This is a genomic window from Calothrix rhizosoleniae SC01 (assembly GCF_900185595.1).
In the GTDB taxonomy this organism is placed as follows: domain Bacteria; phylum Cyanobacteriota; class Cyanobacteriia; order Cyanobacteriales; family Nostocaceae; genus Calothrix_A; species Calothrix_A rhizosoleniae.
The window spans coordinates 35,881-60,973 of record NZ_FYBH01000312.1 but is presented as its reverse complement, the minus strand read 5'-3'; the positions used below and the strand labels follow the sequence as shown (position 1 = coordinate 60,973).

At 41.7% G+C, this 25,093-nt stretch carries 17 protein-coding genes; 7 read left to right on the top strand and 10 right to left on the bottom strand.

All coding sequences use genetic code 11. The annotated features are described in order from the left end of the window. Positions 1-117 precede the first annotated feature (117 nt). Positions 118-1,041, bottom strand: a complete 924-nt coding sequence (thyD, locus tag CALSC_RS19155; RefSeq protein ID WP_088242880.1) for a thylakoid membrane protein ThyD — start codon at positions 1,039-1,041, stop codon at positions 118-120. A 321-nt stretch (positions 1,042-1,362) separates the two neighbouring features. Between thyD and cysC the strand changes: the two genes are divergently transcribed. After that, complete coding sequence (gene cysC, locus CALSC_RS19150; RefSeq protein WP_407641954.1) at positions 1,363-1,914, top strand: adenylyl-sulfate kinase; 552 nt, start codon at positions 1,363-1,365, stop codon at positions 1,912-1,914. Between the two features lie 31 nt (positions 1,915-1,945). Here cysC and CALSC_RS19145 read toward each other — a convergent pair whose 3' ends face one another. Both CALSC_RS19145 and CALSC_RS19140 read right to left on the bottom strand, forming a co-directional pair. Continuing rightward, positions 1,946-4,474: a PAS domain-containing hybrid sensor histidine kinase/response regulator gene (locus tag CALSC_RS19145; protein WP_235006855.1), complete on the bottom strand. Its 2,529-nt coding sequence runs from the start codon at positions 4,472-4,474 to the stop codon at positions 1,946-1,948. Continuing rightward, positions 4,471-5,142 carry a hypothetical protein gene (locus CALSC_RS19140; protein ID WP_143288307.1) on the bottom strand — a complete coding sequence of 224 codons (672 nt, stop codon included), beginning with the start codon at positions 5,140-5,142 and terminating at the stop codon, positions 4,471-4,473. The genes CALSC_RS19145 and CALSC_RS19140 overlap by 4 nt, the downstream gene beginning before the upstream one ends. Positions 5,143-5,841: 699 nt before the next feature. On the opposite strand from CALSC_RS19140, the gene glyS reads away from it, so the two are divergent. Continuing rightward, the gene (glyS, locus tag CALSC_RS19135) at positions 5,842-7,992 is read left to right on the top strand and encodes a glycine--tRNA ligase subunit beta (protein ID WP_088242878.1); all 2,151 of its coding nucleotides are present in this window, start codon (positions 5,842-5,844) and stop codon (positions 7,990-7,992) included. Between the two features lie 84 nt (positions 7,993-8,076). Then, a complete protein-coding gene (gene murD, locus CALSC_RS19130) occupies positions 8,077-9,519 on the top strand; it encodes a UDP-N-acetylmuramoyl-L-alanine--D-glutamate ligase (protein ID WP_088242877.1) in 1,443 nt (480 codons plus the stop codon). A 431-nt stretch (positions 9,520-9,950) separates the two neighbouring features. Here murD and CALSC_RS19125 read toward each other — a convergent pair whose 3' ends face one another. The 3 genes from CALSC_RS19125 to CALSC_RS19120 all read right to left on the bottom strand — a co-directional run bounded on the left by CALSC_RS19125 (position 9,951) and on the right by CALSC_RS19120 (position 13,945). Next, positions 9,951-10,472 carry a hypothetical protein gene (locus CALSC_RS19125; protein ID WP_088242876.1) on the bottom strand — a complete coding sequence of 174 codons (522 nt, stop codon included), beginning with the start codon at positions 10,470-10,472 and terminating at the stop codon, positions 9,951-9,953. 74 nt (positions 10,473-10,546) lie between these two features. Then, the gene (locus tag CALSC_RS26030) at positions 10,547-10,735 is read right to left on the bottom strand and encodes a hypothetical protein (protein WP_143288306.1); all 189 of its coding nucleotides are present in this window, start codon (positions 10,733-10,735) and stop codon (positions 10,547-10,549) included. A gap of 219 nt (positions 10,736-10,954) precedes the next feature. Beyond that, entirely contained in the window at positions 10,955-13,945 is a 2,991-nt protein-coding gene (locus CALSC_RS19120; RefSeq protein WP_088242875.1) for a valine--tRNA ligase, read from the bottom strand. 450 nt (positions 13,946-14,395) lie between these two features. On the opposite strand from CALSC_RS19120, the gene gpmI reads away from it, so the two are divergent. The 4 genes from gpmI to CALSC_RS19100 all read left to right on the top strand — a co-directional run bounded on the left by gpmI (position 14,396) and on the right by CALSC_RS19100 (position 18,736). Next, positions 14,396-15,994, top strand: coding sequence for a 2,3-bisphosphoglycerate-independent phosphoglycerate mutase (gpmI, locus tag CALSC_RS19115; RefSeq protein ID WP_088242874.1), 1,599 nt, complete (start codon positions 14,396-14,398; stop codon positions 15,992-15,994). A 120-nt stretch (positions 15,995-16,114) separates the two neighbouring features. Next, positions 16,115-16,348, top strand: coding sequence for a preprotein translocase subunit SecG (gene secG, locus CALSC_RS19110; RefSeq protein WP_088242873.1), 234 nt, complete (start codon positions 16,115-16,117; stop codon positions 16,346-16,348). Between the two features lie 20 nt (positions 16,349-16,368). Then, positions 16,369-17,214 carry a peptidase gene (locus CALSC_RS19105; protein ID WP_088242872.1) on the top strand — a complete coding sequence of 282 codons (846 nt, stop codon included), beginning with the start codon at positions 16,369-16,371 and terminating at the stop codon, positions 17,212-17,214. A 778-nt stretch (positions 17,215-17,992) separates the two neighbouring features. Next, positions 17,993-18,736, top strand: a complete 744-nt coding sequence (locus tag CALSC_RS19100; protein WP_088242871.1) for a response regulator transcription factor — start codon at positions 17,993-17,995, stop codon at positions 18,734-18,736. A gap of 306 nt (positions 18,737-19,042) precedes the next feature. On the opposite strand, the gene CALSC_RS19095 is transcribed toward CALSC_RS19100, so the two are convergent. From CALSC_RS19095 to CALSC_RS19080, 4 genes are all read right to left on the bottom strand, one after another. After that, positions 19,043-20,458, bottom strand: coding sequence for a carotenoid oxygenase family protein (locus tag CALSC_RS19095; RefSeq protein WP_088242870.1), 1,416 nt, complete (start codon positions 20,456-20,458; stop codon positions 19,043-19,045). A gap of 441 nt (positions 20,459-20,899) precedes the next feature. After that, positions 20,900-22,915 (bottom strand): FAD-dependent oxidoreductase, encoded by a 2,016-nt coding sequence (locus CALSC_RS19090; protein ID WP_200817691.1) that lies wholly within the window; start codon positions 22,913-22,915, stop codon positions 20,900-20,902. Between the two features lie 299 nt (positions 22,916-23,214). Then, positions 23,215-23,676, bottom strand: coding sequence for a hypothetical protein (locus CALSC_RS19085; protein WP_088242868.1), 462 nt, complete (start codon positions 23,674-23,676; stop codon positions 23,215-23,217). A gap of 41 nt (positions 23,677-23,717) precedes the next feature. Then, positions 23,718-24,839 carry a radical SAM protein gene (locus CALSC_RS19080; RefSeq protein WP_200817689.1) on the bottom strand — a complete coding sequence of 374 codons (1,122 nt, stop codon included), beginning with the start codon at positions 24,837-24,839 and terminating at the stop codon, positions 23,718-23,720. Between the last annotated feature and the right edge of the window lie 254 nt (positions 24,840-25,093).

Genomic DNA, 25,093 nt, shown 5'->3' with positions numbered 1-25,093 from the left:
CCTGACTTCTAAGCAGGGGGGCAGGGAGCAGGGAGCAGGGGGAAGGAAAAATTATACTTAGATAATTGATGGTGAAAATTTTTTTCATCGGGACTGCCTCCTGCCTTCTGCCATGACTCAATCCAGTATTTCTGTTAATGCACCTTGTAAATTAGGATACTGATATTTAAATCCAGTGGTTAAAGTACGCTTGGGTACGACTTGTTGACCTTCTAAGACTACAATTGCTCCATCTCCTAAAAGAGCTTCAATGGCAAAACTGGGTACAGGTAGCCAAGAAGGGCGATTCATGACTGTGCCCATAGTTTGGGAGAGTTCGTTCATCCGCACAGGATTGGGAGCAGTGGCATTATATACACCTGACATACTTGAGTCAGTTACAGCTTGAATAATCAACTTGACTACATCATCTCGATGAATCCAGGAAAACCACTGATTACCGCTACCAATGGGACCACCAGCAAACATTTTGAAGGGAGTAATCATTTTTGCTAATGCTCCACCATCCGCAGCCAAAACAACTCCTAAACGCAAGATTACTAACCTCACACCCGCATCACTAACTTTTTGGGCTGCTGCTTCCCAAGCTTGGCAAACTTCCGCCAAAAAATCATTACCTGAGGGGCTATTTTCTGTGAAGGTGGCAGTTTCACTAGTGCCATAGTAACCAATAGCAGAAGCATTGACTAAAACACTGGGTTTCTGTTCTGCATTAGCTATGGCTGTGACAAGATTTTGTGTTGTCAGTTGGCGACTTTGCAGAATTTTCTGCTTTTTCTCTTCTGTCCATCGTCCTTCAGCAATAGATTCTCCAGCTAAATTAACCACACTGTCACATCCAGATATGGCATTTTGCCAAGAGCCAAGGATAGTAGGTGTATAGTTGACAATTTCTATATTGGGGAACGCTTGTGATGGAAATATCTTACGAGCATAAGATGTATTGCGAGTCAGAATCATCACTTGATGTCCTGACTTTTGTAGTCTAGCGACTAGACTACTACCAATAAATCCTGTTGCTCCTGTAATGGCAATTTTCATAGATACCTCTACCCAAACCCCTTGCTACGAATGAAAGAAACACTCACAATCCTCAAAGTCAATTTTAAGGAGTTTTGGTTTGTCTTTCTTCAGAGTTATCCTATCAAATTTTACTGCTCAACTAAACTTACCCTTGTGAGATGGGGAGTAGGGAGTCGGGAATGGGGAATTGGGAACATTTTCACCCCTATGGGTGCCATTTTTTTCGACTCCAAAAAATTGTCAATCTCAAACTCCTATTTCTTTATCATAAAAAAAGCCATCCTCATTCAAAGGATCAGATTTTAAATTCAAAGTTTTAGTAAATGTTGGTAAATATTAATGGGTTATCAATCAATTATGAATTCCCAAGGTGTCATTCTCTGGTTGACAGGATTAAGTGGGGCGGGTAAAACCACAATTGCCAAAGGTGTCGCCCAAGAATTACTAACACGAAACTGGCGGGTAGAATTGTTGGATGGTGATGTGGTTCGTAGCAATTTATCTCAGGGACTTGGGTTTAGTAAAGAAGATCGAGATACAAATATACGTCGTATTGGCTTTGTGGCAAATTTGCTGAGTCGTAATGGTGTAGTGGCAATTGTAGCCGCCATTACTCCCTATCGCTCAATTCGGGATGAACTCAGACGGACAACAACTAACTTTGTGGAAGTTTATGTTCAGGCTTCCTTGGCGGTTTGTGAATCCCGTGATGTGAAGGGACTTTACGTACAAGCTAGGGCTGGAAAAATCAAGAATTTTACTGGGATCTCTGATCCATATGAAGAACCATTAAATCCAGAGATTACTTGTATGACTGAGAAATTTACCATTGAGCAATGTGTCTCCCAGGTAGTTAATTATTTGCATAGGCAAGAATATATTGTTATATAAATTTTATAATCATCACAGCCCAATAATCCTTTCAAGTACGTCCTGCGAGACAACCGACAACGGTAACTAATTCATATGGATCAACTGGTTTGAGTAAATATATTTGATATCCTTCATGGATAGCTCGCATTCGTTTTTCTGCTCTAATATCAGTAGTTAAGGCAGCAGCAGGTAGTTTTTGTTGTTTTTCTCTATTTTCTAGGGAGCGCAGTTGCCGAATCAGGGAATAACCTTCTTCCTGTGGTATTTCCAGATCACATATCAGCACATCTGGCTTAAATTTTGGAATTGTATTCAATGCTTCTACAACTGAAGATACTGCTTGTACTTCTGCTTGGTAAGATTTGAGTACTGTAAGCAAAAAATCCTGTAATTCTACTTCATTATCCACAATTAGCACCCGTATACCTTGCAATAAGGTGGGTGATAAATTAATCTTTTCCTGAGATGAATGGGAACCTAAACGGAGATAACACTGAGGATTGAATATTTGCCTTTTTTTTTCTATGGGTTGTAGTTGGGTATCAAATAGTGGCAACTTGACTGTGAAAGTGGACCCTTTGCCAGTCCCAGGGCTTTCTACTTCTATGGTACCGCCATGTAGGTTTACTAAATGATGCACGATCGCTAATCCCAATCCCATACCACCATGCAATCTGGTGTTGGAACTATCAGTTTGATAAAAACGATCAAATATGTAGGGAATTAAGTGAGAATCAATACCCACACCTGTATCTTTAACTTGAATTTGAGCATAGCAACTCAAAGGTGAGTCGCTAGGTTGATTTTTATCTTTAACTTGGGAAAGCAAAATCTCTACCTCACCACCATTAGGTGTAAATTTGATGGCATTAGAAAGTAGGTTCCAAATGATTTGTTGCAGGCGCTCTGAATCCCCAAACACTAAAAATTGAGGGGTCGGTGATGGTAGTTTTTTCCCTTGAAAAGTCTGGAAATTCTGGTTTTGCTGCCAATTTATAGAACAACTAAAATCTATTTCCTTGACTTGTGCAGCTAATTTCACATTTTCTAGGACTGTCTGCAATATGGGAACCAAATCGCAAGTACGGATATTCAGGGATAATTTACCTTTAATCATCCGCGAAATATCCAACAAATCTTCTACAATCTGGGTTTGAGCTTTCGCATTACGTTCTATTGCTTCTATTCCCTTGCTCACCTGCTCCGTGGTTAGTGTCCGGGAACGTAATAGTTGTGCCCATCCCAAAATTGATTGGAGGGGCGATCGCAATTCGTGGGATAATATGCTTAAAAATTCGTCTCGAATCCGATTTATATCTCGCAGTTGTTCGGCTTGTTGTTGTAAGGAATTAGTCAATCTCCATTTTTCCATGTTCATGGCAATGCTATCCACCACCGCTTGCATGATTAATTGTTCGCTTTCACTAAATTGCAAGCGGCTGCAACTAGCAAAAACAACTGTTCCTAACAATTTTTCCTGTATTGTTAATGCCTGACTATAATAGGCTTTAATGCCGAGGGAACGGATAAATGCTGTTTTGGGATCTACGGATTGCTGTACATGATCTAAGACCATTGTAGATAGTGATTGTGCCACATTCCCACATACATCTTGACCAACTTTCAGGTATTCCATTGATTGAGCCAAGGTTGGAGAAATTCCACTGTAGGATTTGAGATGCATGACTGGGGGCTCATTCTCCAGCAAATAGTGCCAGTAGATATCCAAACCAAGTTCTGGAGCTAGTTTAGCAAAACAAGTTTCTAGCATGACTACAGGATTTGAGCAGCAGTTGATATCCTGAGTTAATTCTGCTAGGAGCTTCGGTTTGCTTTTTTCTTGCTGACTTGCCATTTTTAACTGCTGGCGATCGCTTAAGTCTAGAATACAAGTAATAATATCTGGGTGGGTTGCTGACAAAACCCTACTATTACATAAAACAGGAATCAGGCTGCCGTCTTTGCATAAAAATTCTTTTTGATAAGATTGATAGTTGCCTTGAGTCTTTGTTTGACTAATACCTGGCTCATTTTGAAGAATATAGTTTGGTGGAGTGAGTTCCACCCAGGTAATTTTACCCGATATTAGTTCCTCCCGTGAATAACCAGTCATTTGCAAGAATTTATCATTGGCTTGTTGAACACCACAATGAATATTGGCGCAAACAATCCCGAGGAGGTTTGTATGGAAAATTGTCTGAAATTGATTCTCAGCAGCTTGAAACATTTGTTGGGTGTCATCTTTTTCCTGGCTGAGGCGCTTGATTTCCAGAACAAACTCCCAAATTAAAATAGTCAAAAATGCGATCGCTACTAATGCAAATAAAGCAATGGCAAATATTAGGTTATAATAGTCTAACCTCTGACCTTGAGCAATTAACCAACCAGCGATCGCCGGCAGAAAAATTGCCAGCAATAACCAAGACAATACAAGGTAAGTATGCTGGTATTTTTTCAATACCACATCTATCCAACCCTTATCTTTACCCATCCATAACATACTGATACAAATGAACAAAAAGGTGACTGCTGAGTACAAGCTCATGGATGGGAAATAAGGCATAACACTATCGATCATCTCCACTTTGTTGTAGCTATAACCAAGAAGAATGAACTGAAAGAGGGTGTAGGGGAAATAACCCTCTTTAATATTTGGTGGTGAAATTTTTTCACCGGGACTGTCCCCTCTCCCCTCCTTGACGAAGCAGAAGCCTCGATCATTCCCATACCAATGATCATAAAATTAACTGCTGTGAAAAAACTCATTCTTCCCAGATAGGATGTACTGAGCCCTGGAGATGCATCACTAAATAATAATTCATCAATCCCTAGGTGCCAATTTCCTATATATTCACTCATGGTGAGGGATGGAATGAGAATTAGTAATCCTAAAGCTACTTTAGCCAAGATATGGGCATGAAAATGTAGCCACTGATGAAAGCCAAACAAAAATTCCCACAATGGTAATAATTTCCAATTTGTTTTACTTTTATTTCTTCTGGATACAATTTTTGGCTGTAACAAATGTAGGGCAAGTCCAGATAAGATCAAATATAATTCTGTATTTGCCTTGATTAATATTTTATTTAAACCACCAATATTTTTGATAATTTCTAGATCCAAATACCAACCAATAAGCACCAATAAGCTGCATAAAATTGATACCAAAATAGCTATTTGTATAACTAAATTCTGGAAATCATTGAGATGAAATTTACGTATATATAAGGGCTTAAGCTTCAACATGAACGGTTGGGCAGTTGGATCTATAATTAAGTTAATCGAGTTAAAAGTTTTTTGAGAACTAGCTCTCACCAATACATTTCAGTTGAGTGCTCACAAAATATTGATTCATACTTATACTCAACAGTATTGATAATAATTCATAGATTGTATGATATTATACGTGCATATTTGAATTAATCGCATCTACCTTTGTACATATTTCTCTGACTATTCTGGAAAAAATAATCATGCCAGTTATCTGGCAGGAAAAACAATTTATCTAGTTATTAACCTTATGGGGCAATTGATGATATAAATTGTCAATTATTTAACTCTTTTACTTTCAAGGGGAATTGAGAATTTAGAATGAGGAGTTTAGAATTATGACCCCATCGATGAATCGAGGAGCTTGAAATCAGGAAAATACATATTTCTCTCCACGGATCAATCCGGAAGCGTGTATCCAATTTTTTTGGTCAGTCAATCCAAATATCCGCAAACTATAAAACAGGTTGATGATTGATTGCAAGTTTATCTAACCTTAACTAGGTGGTGCCCTTGAACATCAGAATAATTTTCATACTTGGTTGGGGAATTTTTTCTTCGGAGAGTAGATAGTTCAGCGTACTCAATTGTGATTCTCTCAGAATTCTGTAATCGGCAAGGTAAACTAGTGAAATTGACTGAATAAATTGAACTACTATTTGCCAATTTTTTCCTATGGCTGCATTTTTATTAGAAGTTGGTACAGAAGAATTACCCGCAAGCTTTCTCAGTAGTGCTATTATCCAGTGGCACTCCTCCATTCCCCAAAGTTTGGCTGATAATAATCTCAAGGTTGAAGATGTAAGAGTTTACGGTACTCCCCGGCGCTTAGCAGTACTAATTACAGGATTACCATCCCAACAGGAGGATCGAGAAGAGGAAGTAAAAGGTCCTCCTGTCAAAGCTGCATTTAAGGATGGTAAACCCACCAAGGCTGCTGAGGGTTTTGCCAAAAAGCAAGGTGTAGAAATTGATGCATTGTCAGTGCGCCCCACGGAAAAAGGGGAATTTGTGTTTGTCAAAAAAATTATTCCTGGTCGGCAAATTGCTGATATCCTCATAGAATTGGTTCCTCAATGGATTTTTGGCTTGGAAGGTAAGCGATTGATGCGTTGGGGTGATGGTGATGTCAAGTTTTCCCGTCCTATTCGCTGGTTGGTGGCTTTGTTAGATGAGCAAGTTTTACCAATCGAATTGATTAATGGTTCTAAAAAAATTAGTAGCGATCGCATTTCTTGTGGTCATCGAGTTTTACATCCAGAATCCGTAACTATTGCTCAAGCTGGAGATTATGTTGACACTCTCCGCCAGGCTGCTGTAATGGTAGATACAGAGGAAAGAAAAGCAATCATTACAGAACAAATCCAGGCAGCATCACAAAAAGTTAATGGTTATACGCAGATTTATCCTGATTTGTTAGCAGAAGTGACTAATTTGGTTGAATCTCCCTCAGCAGTGGTTGGCGAATTTGAGTCAGATTTTTTACAGTTACCTGTAGAGGTAATTACTACAGTAATGGTGAGTCACCAGCGTTATTTTCCGGTGTTTAAAACTGGGAAAAATCAGGAGTTATTGCCTTACTTTATTACTATTTCCAATGGTGATACAGCCAAAGCAGATATTATTGCTCAAGGGAATGAACGGGTAATCCGCCCCCGGTTAGCCGACGGACAATTTTTCTACGAAGCTGATTTAAAAAATCCCTTAGATAGCTTTTTACCCCAGTTAGCCAAGGTCACTTTCCAGGAAGATTTAGGCTCTGTGTTAGATAAGGCGGGACGAATTGCTAAAATTGCTGCCTTGATTGCCGAACAGTTACAATTAAAGTCAGATGATAGCCACAATATCCACAGAGCAGCCTTATTATGCAAGGCAGATTTAGTTTCCCAAATGGTATATGAGTTTCCTGAACTGCAAGGGATAATGGGGGAAAAATATGCTCTAGCCAGTGGAGAACCGGAAGCTGTGGCTAAAGCAATGTTTGAGCATTACCTCCCACGGGGTGCAGATGATATCCTTCCCCAAACAATTACGGGTCAAGTAGTAGGTTTGGCAGATAGGCTAGATACTTTAGTCAGTATTTTTGGCTTGGGGATGATTCCCACTGGCTCCTCTGACCCTTTTGCCTTGAGACGGGCGGCAAATGCGGTGATAAATATTACTTGGGCTGGGAATTTATCTATTGATTTACAACAGCTCATAGAAAGGGTCGCTACAGACTTTGTGGAAACACATGATAAAGATCAAGCAGCATTGATTGTTTCCTTACAAGAATTTTTCTTGCAACGGATTCGTACCTTATTGCAGGACGAAAAACAAATTGACTATGACTTAGTAAATGCTGTATTAGGTGAAAATGACCCAGAGTATACAGCACGGGCATTACAAGATTTATTAGATGTTCGCGATCGCGCCATTTTCCTGCAAGAAATCCGGCAAAATGGGACTTTAGAGCAAATCTACGAAACAGTGAACCGTTCCACTAGGTTAGCAGCCCAAGGGGACTTAGATACCAATCAATTGCAACCAGAAGCTGTAGTTGACCCACAATTGTTCCAAAAATCCTCCGAGTTAGCTTTTTATCAAGGGATGGTCAAATTAGTGCCACAAACCCAAGCAGCACAGCAGTCTCGCAATTATCAACAACTGGTATCCGCCCTAGCAGAAATTGCACCCACTGTCAGTAACTTTTTTGACGGGCCAGAAAGCGTTTTAGTCATGGACTCCGACCCCGCAATTAAACGTAACCGCTTACATTTATTGGGTTTATTGCGTAACCATGCCCGTGTGTTAGCCGATTTTGGTGCCATCGTCAAAAATTTGTAGTCTAAATCAACAAAAAGTAGTGTTATTTTATGCCAATAAACGCTACTATAGATATTGCTTAACCAGGGATATCCGCTACAGTCTATGTCCGAAGCTCACGTAATTGGATTGGGAAAGTCCGGTATTGCTGCGGCCAGATTGTTGAGAAAGGAAGGATGGGAGGTGATACTGAGTGATGCCGCTAGGGCAGAAAGCTTAGCTGCACGCAACACCTCCGAAAACTTCCTGAAACAACAACAATTACTTAGTGCCGAAAAAATTCAGGTAAAACTAGGGCATTCTCTAGAATTATGTGGCTCCGATTTACCACAATTAATAGTCGCCAGTCCTGGGGTTCCTTGGAATGTGCCAGTGTTACTCAAGGCACGGGAATTGGGTATAGAAACTATTGGGGAAATGGAACTGGCATGGAGATATTTACAATCTATTCCTTGGGTAGGAATTACGGGGACTAATGGTAAAACTACTACAACAGCCCTAGTCGCCGCCATTTTTCAGACCGCAGGATTCAATGCCCCGGCTTGTGGTAATATTGGCTACGCGGCCTGTGAAGTTGCATTGCAATCTCACCCAAAACTCGATTGGGTGATTGCAGAACTCAGCAGCTATCAAATAGAATCATCTAATACCTTATCTCCACGTATTGGGATTTGGACGACATTCACCCCCGATCACCTCAGCCGTCACAAAACTTTAGACAACTACTACAATATTAAGGCTCAACTGTTACATCGTTCCCGGTTGCAAGTAATGAATGGTGATGACCCTTATTTAAGTCAATTGGGCTTGAGTCATTGGGGTAATGCCTATTGGACTAGTGTGAAGGGGAAAGATAATCTGATTAGTGACAAGGGCTTTTATATTGCAGATGGTTGGGTGATGGAGACTGCAAATATAGCTTCCCTACCCGAAGATGAAAGAATTGTGTCAATCTCTGCCTTGCGGATGGTAGGAGAACATAATCAACAGAACCTGCTGATGTCCGTCGCCGCAGCCAGATTAGCAGGGATTGACAAAGAGGCGATTTCCCGAGCCGTGGCTGAATTTCCCGGCGTTCCCCATCGCCTAGAACATATTTGTCAATGGCATGGTATAGATTTTATCAACGATAGTAAAGCAACTAACTATGATGCCGCAGAAGTTGGTTTAGCATCCGTTGATAGCCCAGTAATTTTAATTGCTGGTGGGGAAGAAAAAGATGGCGATCGCCACTCCTGGATAGCAAAAATCAAGGCTAAAGCCGCAACTGTATTATTAATAGGTAATGCAGCCCCTAACTTTGCCCAATATTTGCAAGCAGCAGGGTATAGCAACTACGAAATTGTGGAAACCCTAGACAAAGCCATACCGCGATCGGCAGAATTAGGTAAACAATATTCAGCTTCAGTAGTATTACTGTCACCAGCTTGTGCTAGCTTTGACCAGTATCCTAACTTTGAAGTGCGTGGCGATCGCTTTCGTCAGTTATGTTTAGAATGGGCAAAAGAGGCTGGGGAGCAGGGAGCAGGGAGCAAGGGAAAGAAGTAGGGGCACGGCATCCATAATCTCTGGGTTAATCAAGCAATCTCACCCACGCCGTGCCCATATTTTCATCGCCACGCACCAACCACAGATTGTGACTGAAAACTGATAACTGAAATGACATGCAGCTTTAATCCTGACTGAATTTCTGTTTCAGAAGGACTATTCCATTGTCAATAATCTTAAGTTTTTGCTGAGGAATATCCAAACTGCAAACGATATCAGGGCACGGCGTGGGTAAGATTATTCTATAACCCAATAGATCATGGATGCCGTGCCCCTACCAGAGATGGAAAGATTGCGGGATAATGTATGTTGTTTATCCCTTGTATGTGCGAAGATGAGGTGTTTTATTTGCTATTTTTTTCCAAATTACACTTGCTTGTGTTGAAATACCCCTCTAGATGCATATATTTGTTTGTTGTACTCACAAAAAATTAAGACTTATTACCATCCTGCTCAGTATCATTTTGCTCCCGTTTAATATTTTCTTCCAGGGATTGAATTTGCTCCCGACGCGCTTCTAACTCTAAACTGCGACGAGCTAAATCTTGACTCTTCAACGTTAAATCTTGTCGCCACTTTTCTGCTTGCTCTGCTTCTTGACGCAAGAAATCTGGGGTAATACCAGTGGTCAGAAAATTTTGTACTAAATTCAGCACCCAGTTAGTAGCTTCCTCTACCCATTCAATTTCTCCCATATTAGAGAGTTCAACTAATACCAGCATTTTTTCAATGAGACGAAAAGGAATGCGATCGCTACTAGTATGTGCTACAATCTCGATGTTTGACTGGGGTATACTTCCTCGTTTCACATTATTAGCATTGCTCTTACCCAGTAAAATAAAAGCTTCTTCCGGGATAATTGTCCAGAGATTTTCTGCTTCCTGACGTGCTAACAGTCGTAATTGATACTGATCTAAAAATTCATTTTTATGCACCTGAGCTAGATATAGCATGGGTATAAGGTTTTTATTTTAATTTATAATTTTTGATTTTATATTGCAAAAGGTATAACAAACACTACGCGCAATTAATAAGTAATAAGTAAGCCATTGCGGTGAACGGTAAGCCATTGCGGTGGACGGTAAGCCATTGCGGTGGACGGGTTTCCCGGCATAAAGCAACTGGCGCAACCCAAAGGGGTTCCCCGGCATAAAGCAACTGCCGTCAAATGGCGTTGACTTAGTCTCTCCGAAGGAGTAATAAGTTTACTGTTCATGGGTTTCAGCATTCAAAAATGTCCTAACACACCCTACAATACTGGAAAATGGGAGTAGGGAACAGCCACAATCTATCTATAACCAGCTCCCCACGGACAATTTTGCCCACAACCAAGAATGAAAACACCGATTCCCGATTCCCGACTCCCGATTCCCGACTCCTGATTCCCGATTCCCCACTCCCCATTTTCAAGTTAGTTAAATTTTGCAAGGCGTGTCTAAGACAGCATCTGCAGACGGGCGCGCAAAATTTCTTGCTGCTTTTGTGCTTCAGCTAAAGCATCTTTGGCTCCTTGTACTACCTCTGCTGGTGCTTTATCCACAAACTTAGGATTACTTAATCTACCAGTCAAGGATTGAGCCTCGTTTTCTACTTTAGTTAAACTTTTTTCCAGTTTTGCTCGTAATGTAGCAATATCTACGACTCCATCTAGGGGAATGAGCACTTGTACTGTCCCTACTACCCCAGTAATCACTTTTTCTGGTGCTGCTTGTGGCTGTTGTGATTCTGGAGAGTTTTCTACATCAGTGAATTGGGGAATCTGCGTCCATAGCTTTTGTCTCGACTGAGCCAAGATTAAGTTACGGATAATAAACCAGGATGCGTAAAGTAAACCAACAATTTCAAAGAAATTTCCGATTACGGGAATACTACCCATAGTGTTGGATATGGCAAAGGCAATTCTAACTAAAAATAGGGAAAAAATAATTACCAATATTTTCCGCAAATTGCTGAGAGGTTTTGGTGATTTTTGCTCCCCAGCGATAGTCAAATTCTCTACTTTTGCCAAGTCTTTGATATAAGATTGTCCATTGCTGAGAACTTCTCTTTCTGTACCACTGTCACTTTGCAAGTTGACAGTTACTTTTGCTCCCGGTTTGACATCTGCTTCAGCTCGCAAATTACGAATGGTACGAATTGTACCAATCAGCAGTTCAAATTGTGATTCCAAGGCTGGATTGATGAGCTTGGTGTCAGCTTCTGGGTAACGCTGACAGGACAAACTTTGTCGAGAATCTGTCCCTTGCTGGGTGAGAGTATGCCAAATTTCCTCGGTAATGTGAGGCATAAATGGACTTAATAACTTTAAAATACCTTCCAATACATATGCCAGGGTTTGCTGGGCTGCTTTGCGGGATGCAGCATCTGTTGTGTTTTGTAACCGAGATTTAACTAGTTCAATATACCAGTCACAAAAATCCCCCCAAATAAACTCATACAGAGCCTTAGTTGTTTCCCCTAAACCATATTTCTCCATGTACATATGGCTTTGTTGCACAACTTGATGGAACCGGGAAAGAATCCACTTGTCGCTTAACTCAGTAGCTTCTGGCACACCCAATTGCTGGGGTGTTTGACCATCCAAATTCATCATCACAAACCGTGCCGCATTCCACAACTTATTAGCAAAGTTACGGGAAGCTTCCACTGATGAAGATTCATTCTTTTTGCGATCGTATTCTATACGGATATCTTGACCTGCTCCTGTCACCTCTTTAATCAGTGTATACCGCAGGGCATCTGTGCCATATTTATCTACAAGCAGTAGGGGATCAATCCCATTATTCGCGGACTTGGACATTTTTTTGCCCTTTTCATCCAGTACCAAGCCGTGGATATACACATCCTTAAAGGGCATTTGTCCGGTAAAATGACCCCCCATCATAGTCATTCTGGCTATCCAGAAGAAAATAATATCAAACCCTGTGACTAAAGTGCTGTTGGGGTAATAAGTCTTGAAATCCGCAGTTTCTTCTGGCCATCCCAAGGTCGAAAAGGGCCATAATCCTGAAGAGAACCAAGTATCCAAAACATCGGGATCCCTTTCAATCTGCACATTCTCCCCAAACTGTGCAACTAACTGTTCCCGTGCTTCGTCATCGCTACTTGCAACCACAAAGGGAGTATTGTCAGCAATTTGTCCTCCGGTTTCACTGACAGCATACCAAGCTGGGATTTGATGTCCCCACCACAATTGACGGGAAATACACCAATCCTTGAGCTTCACCAACCAATCTCGGTACACCTTAGACCAACGTTCGGGAACAAAATTAGGGGAATTTTGCTGATCGAGAAATTCCAGACATTTATCCGCCATCGGGCGAATCTTGACAAACCACTGGGTTGATAGTAACGGTTCTACAGCTACTTTACCGCGATCGCTATAGGGAACTGTGTGTTTATAATCCTCAACCTTCACCAACACGCCATCAGCTTCTAGGCGTGCGACTACATTCTTCCTCGCCACAAAGCGGTCTTGTCCTTGAAATTCCCCAGCATTTTCATTCAAGCTGCCATCCTTATTCATAATATTGATAAATGGCAGATTGTGACGTTGTCCCATTTCAAAATCGTTGGGATCATGGGCAGGAGTTACCTTGACACATCCAGTCCCAAAGGCAGGATCTACAAATTCATCCCCCACAATCGGAATTTCTCGATCCATAATTGGCAACATCAGGGTTTTGCCGATGAGATGCTTGTAACGTTCATCACTGGGATTCACCGCCACTCCTGTATCCCCCAGCATAGTTTCCGGTCTAGTAGTGGCGACCTCTACATAACCAGAACCATCGGTAAGAGGATAGCGGAAATGCCAAAGATTACCATCAACCTCTTTTGATTCCACCTCCACATCAGATACTGCTGACTGTGATGCCGGACACCAATTGACCAAGTATTTTCCGCGATAAATTAATCCTTGATTGTAGAGAGAATTAAAAGCGAACAAAACCGCCTTTGATAAACCATTATCCAGGGTAAAACGTTCTCGTGACCAATCAGTAGATACACCCAAACGGCGCAACTGATTAACAATTTTTCCACCAGATTCAGCCTTCCATTGCTTCGCTCGTTCCAGAAATTGTTCTCGTCCTAATTCGTAACGGGTTTTCCCCTCAGCAGCTAATTGCTTTTCCAGAATTGCATGTACGGCAATGCTAGCGTGATCCGTTCCTGGTAGATATAAGGCATTGCGTCCACACATCCGGTTATAACGAATCAGGGTATCAATCAAACTATTGTCAAAGGCGTGTCCCATGTGCAGACTACCAGTGACATTGGGGGGAGGAATGACAATGCAGTAGGATTCCCCACCACTGGCGGGATCGGCTTGATAAACTTGGTTATCTTCCCAAAATTTCTGCCATTTAGCTTCAGTTGTAAAGGGTTCGTATAAACTAGGGAGGTTAGTTGTTGTTGCGGTCATAAAAATTGTGAATTTTGGATTTTGCGGAAAGTTGAGTCACCTTGTGCTGATGCATCGCGGCATAATTATCAATTATTTGTCCATCAATAAATTTATGGGCTTGTGTCCTTTTATTTTTAGGTCATTTCAGTGATCAATTATCAGTATTTCAGTTTGAAATTAAAACTATAAAGAATATATTGTGAGTTTAATGGAAATTAAGTACTGAAACCATTGTAATTGCCTTATTGCTTCTTACTTTGTCCATAAGATAGATCTAGGGGCTTGTATCCTTTTATTCTTCTGTCAATAATTTAATTGCCAAAATTAAGAGTTGTTTCTTCAACTTAAAGAAATATCTAAAAAACCAAAGGTTTGTCATGAAACCTATTAGTTAAGCAGAAATTCACTTGCGGCTGTGGGTAGCAGTGGTATCATGCGGATATTACAAAAAGTAAAGGGTAATTTATTATGACCAAGGCACCTGTTGTTCCCGTGGTGCTAGTCATTTTAGACGGATGGGGCTACTGCGAGTCAACACAAGGAAATGCCATTGCCACAGCCAAAACCCCGGTAATGGATAGCTTGTGGGCTGCTTACCCCCATACACTCATTCGCACCTCTGGAAAAGCTGTAGGACTACCTGACGGACAAATGGGCAACTCTGAAGTTGGTCATTTGAATATTGGTGCAGGTAGAGTTGTACCTCAAGAACTAGTACGTATCTCTGATGCCGTGGAAGACGGTTCTCTAAATCGGAATGTGGCACTGGTAAAAACTTGTCAGGCGGTGCAAAATCGTCATGGTAAGCTGCACATAGTGGGACTATGTTCAGAAGGCGGGGTACATTCCCATTTAAGCCATCTGTTTGGACTTTTGGACTTGGCTAAATCCCAAGGAATTACAGAAATTTGTATCCACGCGATCGCAGATGGACGGGATACCAAACCCAAAGATGGTGTCAAAGCACTAGGTCTAATTCAAGATTACATAGACCGGATTGGGGTTGGACGCATAGCTACCCTCAGTGGTAGATATTATGCGATGGATCGCGATCGCCGTTGGGATCGAATCCAAAAAGCCTATGATGTAATCACCCAAGATGGCGAAGGTGATGGACGCTCGGCGGTAGAAGTCCTCCAAGCATCCTACGCCGAAGGCATAACAGATGAATTTGTTGTTCCCGTGCGCCTTGCCTCTGGAGCCATAGAACCAGGGGATGGGGTCATATTCTTCAATTTTCGTCCCGATCGCGCTAGACAGCTCACCCAGGCCTTTGTCAGCGATAAATTTGCAGGCTTTGATCGGCAGAAAATCCAACCCTTGGATTTTGCCACCTTCACCCAGTACGATCCAGAATTACCTGTGGATGTTGCCTTTGAACCCCAAAATCTCAGCCATATTTTGGGAGAAGTGATTTCTCAACAGGGTTTAAAACAGTTTCGTACGGCGGAAACAGAAAAATACGCCCATGTGACCTACTTTTTTAATGGCGGCTTAGAAGAACCTTTTCCTGGAGAAGACCGGGAACTGGTAAATAGCCCGATGGTAGCAACCTATGATAGCGCACCGACAATGTCTGCAACAGCAGTTACAGATGTAGCGTTCGCAGCCATTAACAAGGGTATTTACTCCCTGATGGTCATAAATTATGCCAACCCTGATATGGTGGGACATACAGGGCAAATAGAAGCCACGGTACAAGCCATTGAAACAGTGGACAAATGTGTCGCTCGTTTACTTACCAGTGTGAGCAAAGCTGGTGGGACAACAATTATTACTGCCGACCACGGTAACGCTGAGTATATGATAGATGAAGGGGGAAATCCCTGGACGGCTCACACCACCAATCCAGTTCCTTTAATCTTAGTGGAGGGAGAAAAAGCGAAAATCCCTGGGTATGGTACAGAAGTTAACTTGAGGAATGATGGCAAACTTGCTGATATTGCTCCGACGATTCTGGACATATTACAAATACCCCAGCCCCCAGAAATGACCGGGCGATCGCTAATCCACGGTGCCGATTATGAGGTAAAGTTAACTCGCACTCCTTTACGAGTTGGACTGTAAAAATTGGACTGTAAACAAAAGTTGCGAGTGATGAGTTATCTAGAATGGCTAAACCCCTGACTAAAAACTCAAAACTCACAACCGATTCACACAAGTGCAAAAATATTAGACATTGCTACCATGAATGTTACTAGCGTCATACAAGGGATCTGGGCATTTTCTGCCATTGGTTTAATTATTTTAGTCCTACTCCACAGTCCTAAAGGTGACGGTATCGCCGCCATTGGTGGTCAAGCGCAGTTGTTCAGCAGCACCAAAAGCGCAGAAAATACTTTGAACCGAGTGACTTGGATGCTCACAGTTATATTTCTGGGTCTAACCATAGTTTTAAGCGCCGGTTGGCTACCTAAATAATCAAAGAGGAATGTAGGGAGATGGGGAAAAATCAAAAAAGACCCAAAACCCTATCCTCATTATGGAAGCATTGGCTCTTATTCTTATGCGGAGTAACTATTAGTGGACTGCTGGTAATTTTTATTACCGTGCAGTTATTTGCTTTTGGGGGAACTAGCAATGTTTCCACCCCAAAATCCCCCAGACAAAATCAGGGGTTAATTTCTGCGGTTTTTCCGACACCTAAAGTCCATAAATTACCTGCCTCACTATTACAGTGGCAAGATAGTAACAATAGTGGTGACTATTTTTCCCAGGTAAAGCCTACGCCTATTGGTTACTTGATTTGGTCGCGGTTTCCCGTTCGCATTCACATCGCCACACCCCAATTATCCAATGCTGCACAGGTGGAAAGTTGGGTCAACTTAGTTTCCCAAGCTGTGGCAGAGTGGAACCAATATCTACCCTTGCAGATAGTTTCCTCACCAGAGATAGCAGATATTACCATTGTTCGCCAAGCACCACCATTAAGGTTTGATCCCATCCGCAAAACAACCCGAGCTCGTTCTGCTCTCACTATCTATAATTTATACAACCAGAATAATATTCTCTACCATCGCATTCAAATTCTCCTCAGTCCCAGTCAAACAAATAAGTATCTCTTAGCAGCTGCTCGTCACGAACTCGGTCATGGCTTAGGTATTTGGGGTCATAGCCGACAAAAAAGTGATACTTTATACTTTTCCCAAGTTCGCAATCCGCCTCCCATTTCCAAAAGAGATGTTAATACCCTAAAGCGAGTTTACCAACAACCCACAAGTTTAGGGTGGTCTCTGACTGAAAAAGAAAAGGATACAAGCCCCCAAATTTATTTGTGGAAAAATTAGAAATAATTGTGCCGCTATGCATAAGCACTCTTTCTCAATAATTCCTGATTTCAAGCCCTCCGCAATCGCTCATGGGGGAGACCCCCTTTCTGCGCGCTGTTCTCTACATTAGGGCTTGCTGTTCGCGGAGCGTGCCGTTAGGCATAAAAGTCTTTTGGTGGAGGTAGGGAGTAGGGAGTAGGGAGTAGGGATTGGGGAGTAGTTCGGTGCCTCCTTATTTCTATTCTTTTTGCCAGAATAAATAACAGATGCAAGGATTTTAAACCTAAAATCCTAATTTCCTTGCACCCCCTCCCCAATAAAACAGCCTCAAAATATTGATAAATCAATATTTTTCAGTTATTCAGCAGACCCTACATTAATGTATGGGGTTTCTCCCCTGCTCCCTGCTCCCTGCTCCCTACTCCCTTGCCTCTTACTGACTGCAAATTAGCTTTTTCCGGATGGCAATTTGGCAACAAAAATTAATAACCTAAGATTAGCCTATCCTTAATGTTTGTTTAAGAGAGGAGTTGTTTACCCTTAACTATTTTTATTTGACAAATTGTCCAAAATGTAGTCAGAACAAACAGAATTACCTTAGTGCGTCAAATTAATCGGATTTTTTTGTAAACCTTATACCTAATCAAGATTGAGTACGATGAACCTTACTTTTTGTTCATGTTTTAGTTTACAATTTAGATTGTATTTCACATATTTTTTATAATAAATAAAGTAATCTTTGTATTATGTCAAAGGTTCTTATTGATCCTTAATAAGTAGTAATATTTTTTTAATAATGCCGAGGATTCTTGTTATAGACGATGACCCTGCAATTTCAGAACTGGTAGCCGTAAATTTAGAAATGGCTGGCTATGATGTCAGTCAAGCAGAAGACGGTATCAAAGGTCAGGCTTTAGCCCTCCAGCTACAGCCAGATCTAATCATGCTTGATCTGATGTTGCCTAGAGTAGATGGATTTACAATTTGTCAGCGTTTGCGCCGGGATGAACGAACTGCGGAAATTCCTGTATTGATGTTAACGGCATTAAGCCAAACTCAAGATAAGGTAGAAGGCTTTAACGCTGGGGCGGATGATTATCTGACCAAGCCTTTTGAAGTGGAAGAGATGCTGGCAAGGGTGCGGGCGTTGTTGCGGCGTACTGATCGCATTCCACAAGCAGCAAAACACAGTGAAATTCTCAATTATGGTTCTTTAACCTTAGTTCCAGAAAGATTTGAGGCAATATGGTTCAATGAAACCGTGAAATTGACCCACTTAGAGTTTGAGTTACTCCATTGTTTGCTGCAACGTCATGGTCAAACCGTGTCACCGAGTGAAATTTTGCGAGAAGTTTGGGGATACGATCCCGATGATGATATTGAAACCATTAGGGTTCATATTCGTCATTTGAGAACTAAACTAGAACCAGATCCCCGCCATCCTCGTTACATCAAGACAGTATATGGTGCAGGTTATTGTTTAGAATTACCCAGTACTCCTCCATCAAATGAGGACGCTTCAACATCAGTGGTTAGTTAAAAGTCAGGCTTCAGATCGAGAATTCGCTTCATGATTGGCACTCTATTGGGAAAAGGAGTGCCAATTAAGTTTTAAGGCAAGGGAGTAGGGAGTAGGGAGTAGGGAGTAGGGAGTAGGGAGTAGGGGAGACGAGGGAAAGAGGGAAGGAGGGAAGGAGGGAAGGAGGGAAAGAGGGAAGGAGTGAAAGATAAAAAATCTTAACTCCCAACCATCAACCATCACTCTCTCACTCTCTCACTCTCTCACTCTCTCACTCTCTCACTCTCCCACTTCCCACACTCCCCACACTCCCCCTGCTTCTTCTGGTCATGCTGCTTTCCAAGTACCGTGGAAACTGTGAGGAATTACCTCTGGTAAGGTTAATTTGCAAATGGGTTCTTGATCTAATCCCTGACTATCAAATACCCAAACCTGACTGCAATGGGTATTACCATCATAAACAACAGTGAGAATCCAACCTTGCTGATGATTATGAGCATCTCGGACGTAAATTGGTTCCGAAGGATAAAGATTTTCTCCTAAGTCTGTTTCCATGAGGGTACCATTTTCATGGTCAAAGCAAGCGATCGCATTTAATATTTCTTGACTAATATCCGTTCCTGGGCGAGATATGGATAAATAGGTATGTCGAGAATTTTGCCCAACATTCTGGGGTGGTACGCTGGGAAAATCACAATTTCTATCTAAAATTGTCTCTATCCCCATGAATCTACCAGTTTGGGGATTTAACTGTACCCTTGATAAATTACTCTTGGCAGGAGTGTGGGTTACACCTGTGGGTACTTCTTTGAGAAATTGATTGGTTTGCAAATCTTCATACCGAGCCATGTCTACAACTAATGTACCGCCCTCATCCACATAACCATTGGCAAAATGCCATTGAAACCAAGGTTCTGCTTGGCTACGACTCACCACAGACAAAGTTTCTCTGTCAATTACGACAATCTGCGTTCCCAACTGGGGTTTCCATTTCAGAGAATCACAGTAGCAAGAAAATCCCAATATTACAGGGAGGATATTCAATTCCACTGGGGGGATAAAAAATACTAAATATTGCCCAGCTAAGACAAAATCATGGATTAATGGCACATTTGTCAAGGGGAATGCTCCTGTTTGCACAATTTTGCCAGTTGCATCGCTCCGATAAATATTCACCTGGGGGTTTTTGCCGATGGAAATTCCAAAGTTAAAAATATCACCCGTTTGCTCATCAATTTTCGGATGAGCCGAATAAGCTTGACCTTTGCTTAATCCCTCTAAATCATCTAAACCCCAAGTTGATAAGGTTTGCAAATCAAGAGCATGAGGTTTACCACCTTCCCACAAGGCTAAAAGTTTGTCGGGTAAAGCTAATACAGAGGTATTGGCAGCATTCTTAACTGGTTTCAACCATCTATTCCAAAATGCTCCACGGGCAGTCATACCATAATTGCCATAGATTAGTTTACCTTTGGCTGTCTCTGCTTGATAACCAGCAGTTTGCACATAACGATAAACTCCCGTTGCACCATCATCGGTAAAATTTACCGCTAAAATAGCACCATCTCCATCAAACCAGTGCCCCACCTTTATACCGCCCCTCTCCAGCCTTCCTGGACTATTGCGGTATAAACTACCTCGCAAACCTGCGGGAATTTTACCATAGATTACTGATAGGGGAGTGAGAGGAAATTCTGTTGCTGGTTGAGCGATCGCATTAGCCCAAGCTTTTTTATTTGACATTCTGTTGGGTAAAGGTTGTTGATCCTGAAGAATTGGCAATGTGAAGCTGATACTGATATTTGACTAGTGGATGTTTTGCATAAAAATTATAACTCCAACTTCTTCAATTCTTTCACTTCAGTTGGAATAGCGCTTCATCACCAGAAAAAGAAGTGGCTTCGCCACTTCTCAGTAATTCCCAGGTAGAACCTATAGGATAGTATAACTTTTATAAGAAATTTAAATAGTATAAAGTCATACTTATTAATTTATTTGTTTGAGAATATTATGGCATTCCCTACCTTCAAAGTACTTCGCAACGTAGTCCCGATGAAAAAAAATTTCACCATCAAGGATGTCAGCGCAGCTTGACGGGAAGCGTCATAAACACCTCTTTCCCCACTCCCCACTCCCCACTCCCCACTCCCTATTTTCTAGCTAGGGAGTAGAGGGGGTTATATCCTACTTCCAATCATCCCAGTTATCGTTGAAAATCGAGGTATCAGGGAATGCGGTGGGATTGTTATTTTGATTCAGCAGACGTTGCAATGCTAAAAGCTGGGGTTCTATTCTGGGTAATTCATCTACCAACTGATAAGGAGCCACATTATTCTTCAAAGCAAAAGCCGCTGTGGTTCCGGCTGCTGCACCAGCAGACCATTCAAAGGAATGTACCCGATAAGCCGCAGCTGCAATGTGGCTAGTAGCAATACTTTTACCACCTACCAATAAATTATCTATTTTCTGGGGAATCATTGCTCTGAGGGCAATTTGGAAGGGGTAAGCTTGTCCTGCTCCCCGCCTTTCATTGGGACGCTCCTGATTTCCCGGAGCTTCTGGAGGACTTTTAACCATACAAGGATGGAAATCAATGGCGTAATGACCTATACCTACAGCATCAGCATAAACAGTAGAGCGAGTACGCCTACCTGTATCTTCTAAACGCTTTTCCCCAGAAATGATAGAGGTAGCTTCCAAGCCAGCTAGAGCCACTTGTAATCTGCGAAACATTTTCGGTATAAGTGTTTCGCGGTAATAATTGTCCTGATAGTTGCGTCGTGAAATATCAATTTCCCAAATTGTAAAGCCTTGAGGTTGTCCCCAGCTAGGACGACCAATAATCCGTCTTCCTTCCCGCATATAAGGATATTTAGACAAGCCGTGTACTGTTCCCATGGGAGAATTTAAACCAGAAAGAAAGCGGTGATTAGGATGGGGTTTTTTCACTCCTTCCCCTAATTGGGAGTCAGTGGTACCAGCTACTAACCAGTAAAAGTAAGAACGGGATAACTCTTCTGCTTTGCGTAAACTTTCTGTCCGCAGTCCGCCAATCCATCCCCCTGGTTGTAATTGTCCGCTAGATTCTAGCTGTTGCCGGGTATAAACTAAATTATCTTGGGATGTTCCTGGACGGTAGTCATTACCCCAAGTCCAGTTTTGCATGGAGATATCCCCTGGTGTGGGAGCGGTAAAATTAATCCCACGGAATTTCATTGGTTCTCCTTGTTGGGGACTCCAAATACGGCGGTAGGTAAATACTAGGGGGAAACTTGCTAGCCGCTCCAATTCGTAGCTGAAGTATGGAGAGTACTGCATATAAAATGGAGGCATTTGCTGCTTTTGAGCATCTTTAGTCGCTTCCATTGCAAAAGTATAGGTAAATCCTTGGGTGCAATAGGGGTCATTATTGGCACTGGAGGAAGAAGGTTCTAGGTGGGAGCGAGCATCAATTCCTAGGCGATAGGGAACGTCTGCAAGGGCGATAATCTCACCGGTTTCGCTGGCATCTACAACATACCAATTGGGGGTATTCCTTTGCTTTTGTTGACGAGAAACAAAACGAATAATTTTTTTATTAAATTGGTCAGAATTTTGATAGCTATAGGAGTCTTCAATGGTTTGGGACAGGGGTAAAGTATTGAGTGGTGACGCGCCTTTTGCTGGTTGATGCTGAATAGCGATCGCACTATTAATGATTTTCCCATCACTACTAATATCTAATTCTTTAATTACCGTGTTGGGAAACCATTGCAATTTGCCTTTACCTTTCTTGGCTGCATTCTTAAGCATTCTGCCCAAGATTTTATGACCATCGCCGGGTAGAAAACAAGAGTCACTCACCCAACATTTACCGGGGTTGAGTTGGTTGTACTGTTCCAGAATCCGTTTCCGTAATTCCAAATATCCGCGAGAGTAAAATAGTTTACGCCTTTGGGTTGGTCTTTCATCCAATGCAGATGTTCCTTGGGCAGAAATTTGTCCCCCCAGCCAGTCCGTAATTTCCGTTAAACAGACCCTGCGTCCGGCTAATAAACCTTCATATGCTGTAGCTACACCGGACAGTCCACCACCTACTACTAACATGTCACAATTGACAGTTTTATCAGGATTTCGTGGTGGTGCAGCAACTACAGCATAGGGTGCAAAGCACGAGACAAATGTAGAGAAAATAGTAATTACACTGAGCGATCGCTTCATTTTCAGCACCATCCGTTCAAATCCGATATCAGTTCCTATGGAAAAATCATTGGCATCAAACCTTGATATTTTTCAATGGGAACTGAATTACTGGAATGACGCTACCATCTCATAAATGTTCACTGCAAGCTTTTGTCAGGAATTGAATTAATAAGTAGGGCTTGCTGTTCGCGGAGCGTGCCGTTAGGCATAAAAGTCTTTTGGTGAGGGTAGGGAGTAGGGAGTACGCAACAGTAGGGTGGGCAATGCCCACCTTACTCTTCTTGCTACAACGAGGGAAACCAGCGCAATGCAGTGGCTTACCTGCTCCCTGCTCCCTGCCCCCTGCCCCCTGCCTTATATTTAATCCAATGGAGATGGTCTTTAGGTCTGATAATTTGGCATTCTAAAGGTTTCACTGGTACATCTGAAACCCATTGAAAATGCTCTACTTGCCTAAAAGTATCCGCAGGTAAGCGATAAAGGTATCCTTCTGTCGTAAGGTCAAGCTTGCCATTTGTAATCACCACTTCCATCAATTCTGGTGTCCAAGATATTGACCAAGTGCGCTCTCCTTGGTGATTGGGAAAGATATTAAGAGCAAACATAATAGCATAATTGCGCTCATCCGATGCATAAACAGAATTAAGCCGATTATTTACTTGGTTTCCTAAACCACGAGCTTGATTTGGTACAATTAGATCTAACTTGTGCGGGCTACCGTGGTAAAGAAAAGGTGGTTTAGATGCTTCTTCAACGAACTCTAACAACTTGATTGACATAATTATGTAAACTATTGATTTTTAAAACAATTTCCGACCTTTTAAAGAGGAAGCAACTGTGGCATTGATTGCTCTGGATGCTGATAAAGATTTAGAAGAGCTTGAGCATCAGACGATTGTTGAATCTCATCAACCATAAATTGAATCATCGGCTGAGCTATTGAGCATTGAAGTACACCCGCTTCATCGTAAAAACGCTCGCTGGGAATAGCTTCCGCAATAGGTAACTGGACGCATTTACCATCAAATTTGCAACGACGACAAGTTTCGGCTCTTTCCATGCGAACCTTAGTAGCATTGGTGTGAGCTTCAGAAACTAAAATCTCACTTATAGACTGGCGAAAAATATTGCCCATTAAACCAATAGGCTGATAGGCATCGCCATGAGGATATATATCACCATTAGTATTAACGATGAGCGCCCATTCAAAATCAAAGGGGTTGTAAAGTCCTATTTCACCATTTATCAGATACCTAACTGCTGCCTGAAAATAATCATCTAGTGGTAGGATTTCAATCGGTGAGGAAGAATTAAATTTAGCCTTGGCAACCTTTTGTAATGCCTCAATAGTTTGTTCGTGACTGAGAAGCAAATGCTTCATACGTTCTGGAGGTGTTTCATGACTGCTGTGAATTGGCAAAATGCGGTAGCCAATACCTAGTTCTTGATAAAACTGGAATGTCTTTACTGCTTTATCTACATTCAAAGCATGGAGAACAGATATAGCACCAAAGTTTACATCACGGTCTAACAAACGCTGTAGGTTATCTAAGACCTTGTCTTGGGAAACTCTGCCAGCAATATCGAGTCTTTGGTCTCCGAAAACATCAAGAGAAATACCCAAATGGAGGTTTAATTCTTCCAATAAGTCCAGAGTTTTATTGGAAAGTTTAAATAGATTACTTTGTACAGAAATATCGTATTTAACACCATTAGCACCAAGATATTTTTCTGCAATGCTGCAAACTGCTCGCAAATATTCATGAGGAAGAAGTAGAGCTTCCCCACCATGAAATACAAGATGGATTGGGAAATAATTACCACGGCTGAGTACGTACTCAGATAAGCTTTTAAAAAAGTACTCTATGCCATCTAATGGCATCCGTTCTTTATTTGATAGTTCATCATATTCATAACAATATGTACATCTTAAATTGCACATTTTGCTTAACTTCATGACAATATACATAGAAAATCTCACTCTCCAGCAGATGTTTTACTTTCAACTCATATCTTGCACCTTCTCAATAAGGGTAAGGTGGGCATTGCCCACCCTAGGAGATAATCAGGGTTACAGGCGATTATTTTCGCAATAATCATGTGGTACAAGATGTGAGTCAATACCCAATACTTAAAAAACTTGCAGTGATTAGTTCATAGAACATACCAAACTCAGGCTAGGTGGGCAGTGTGCCC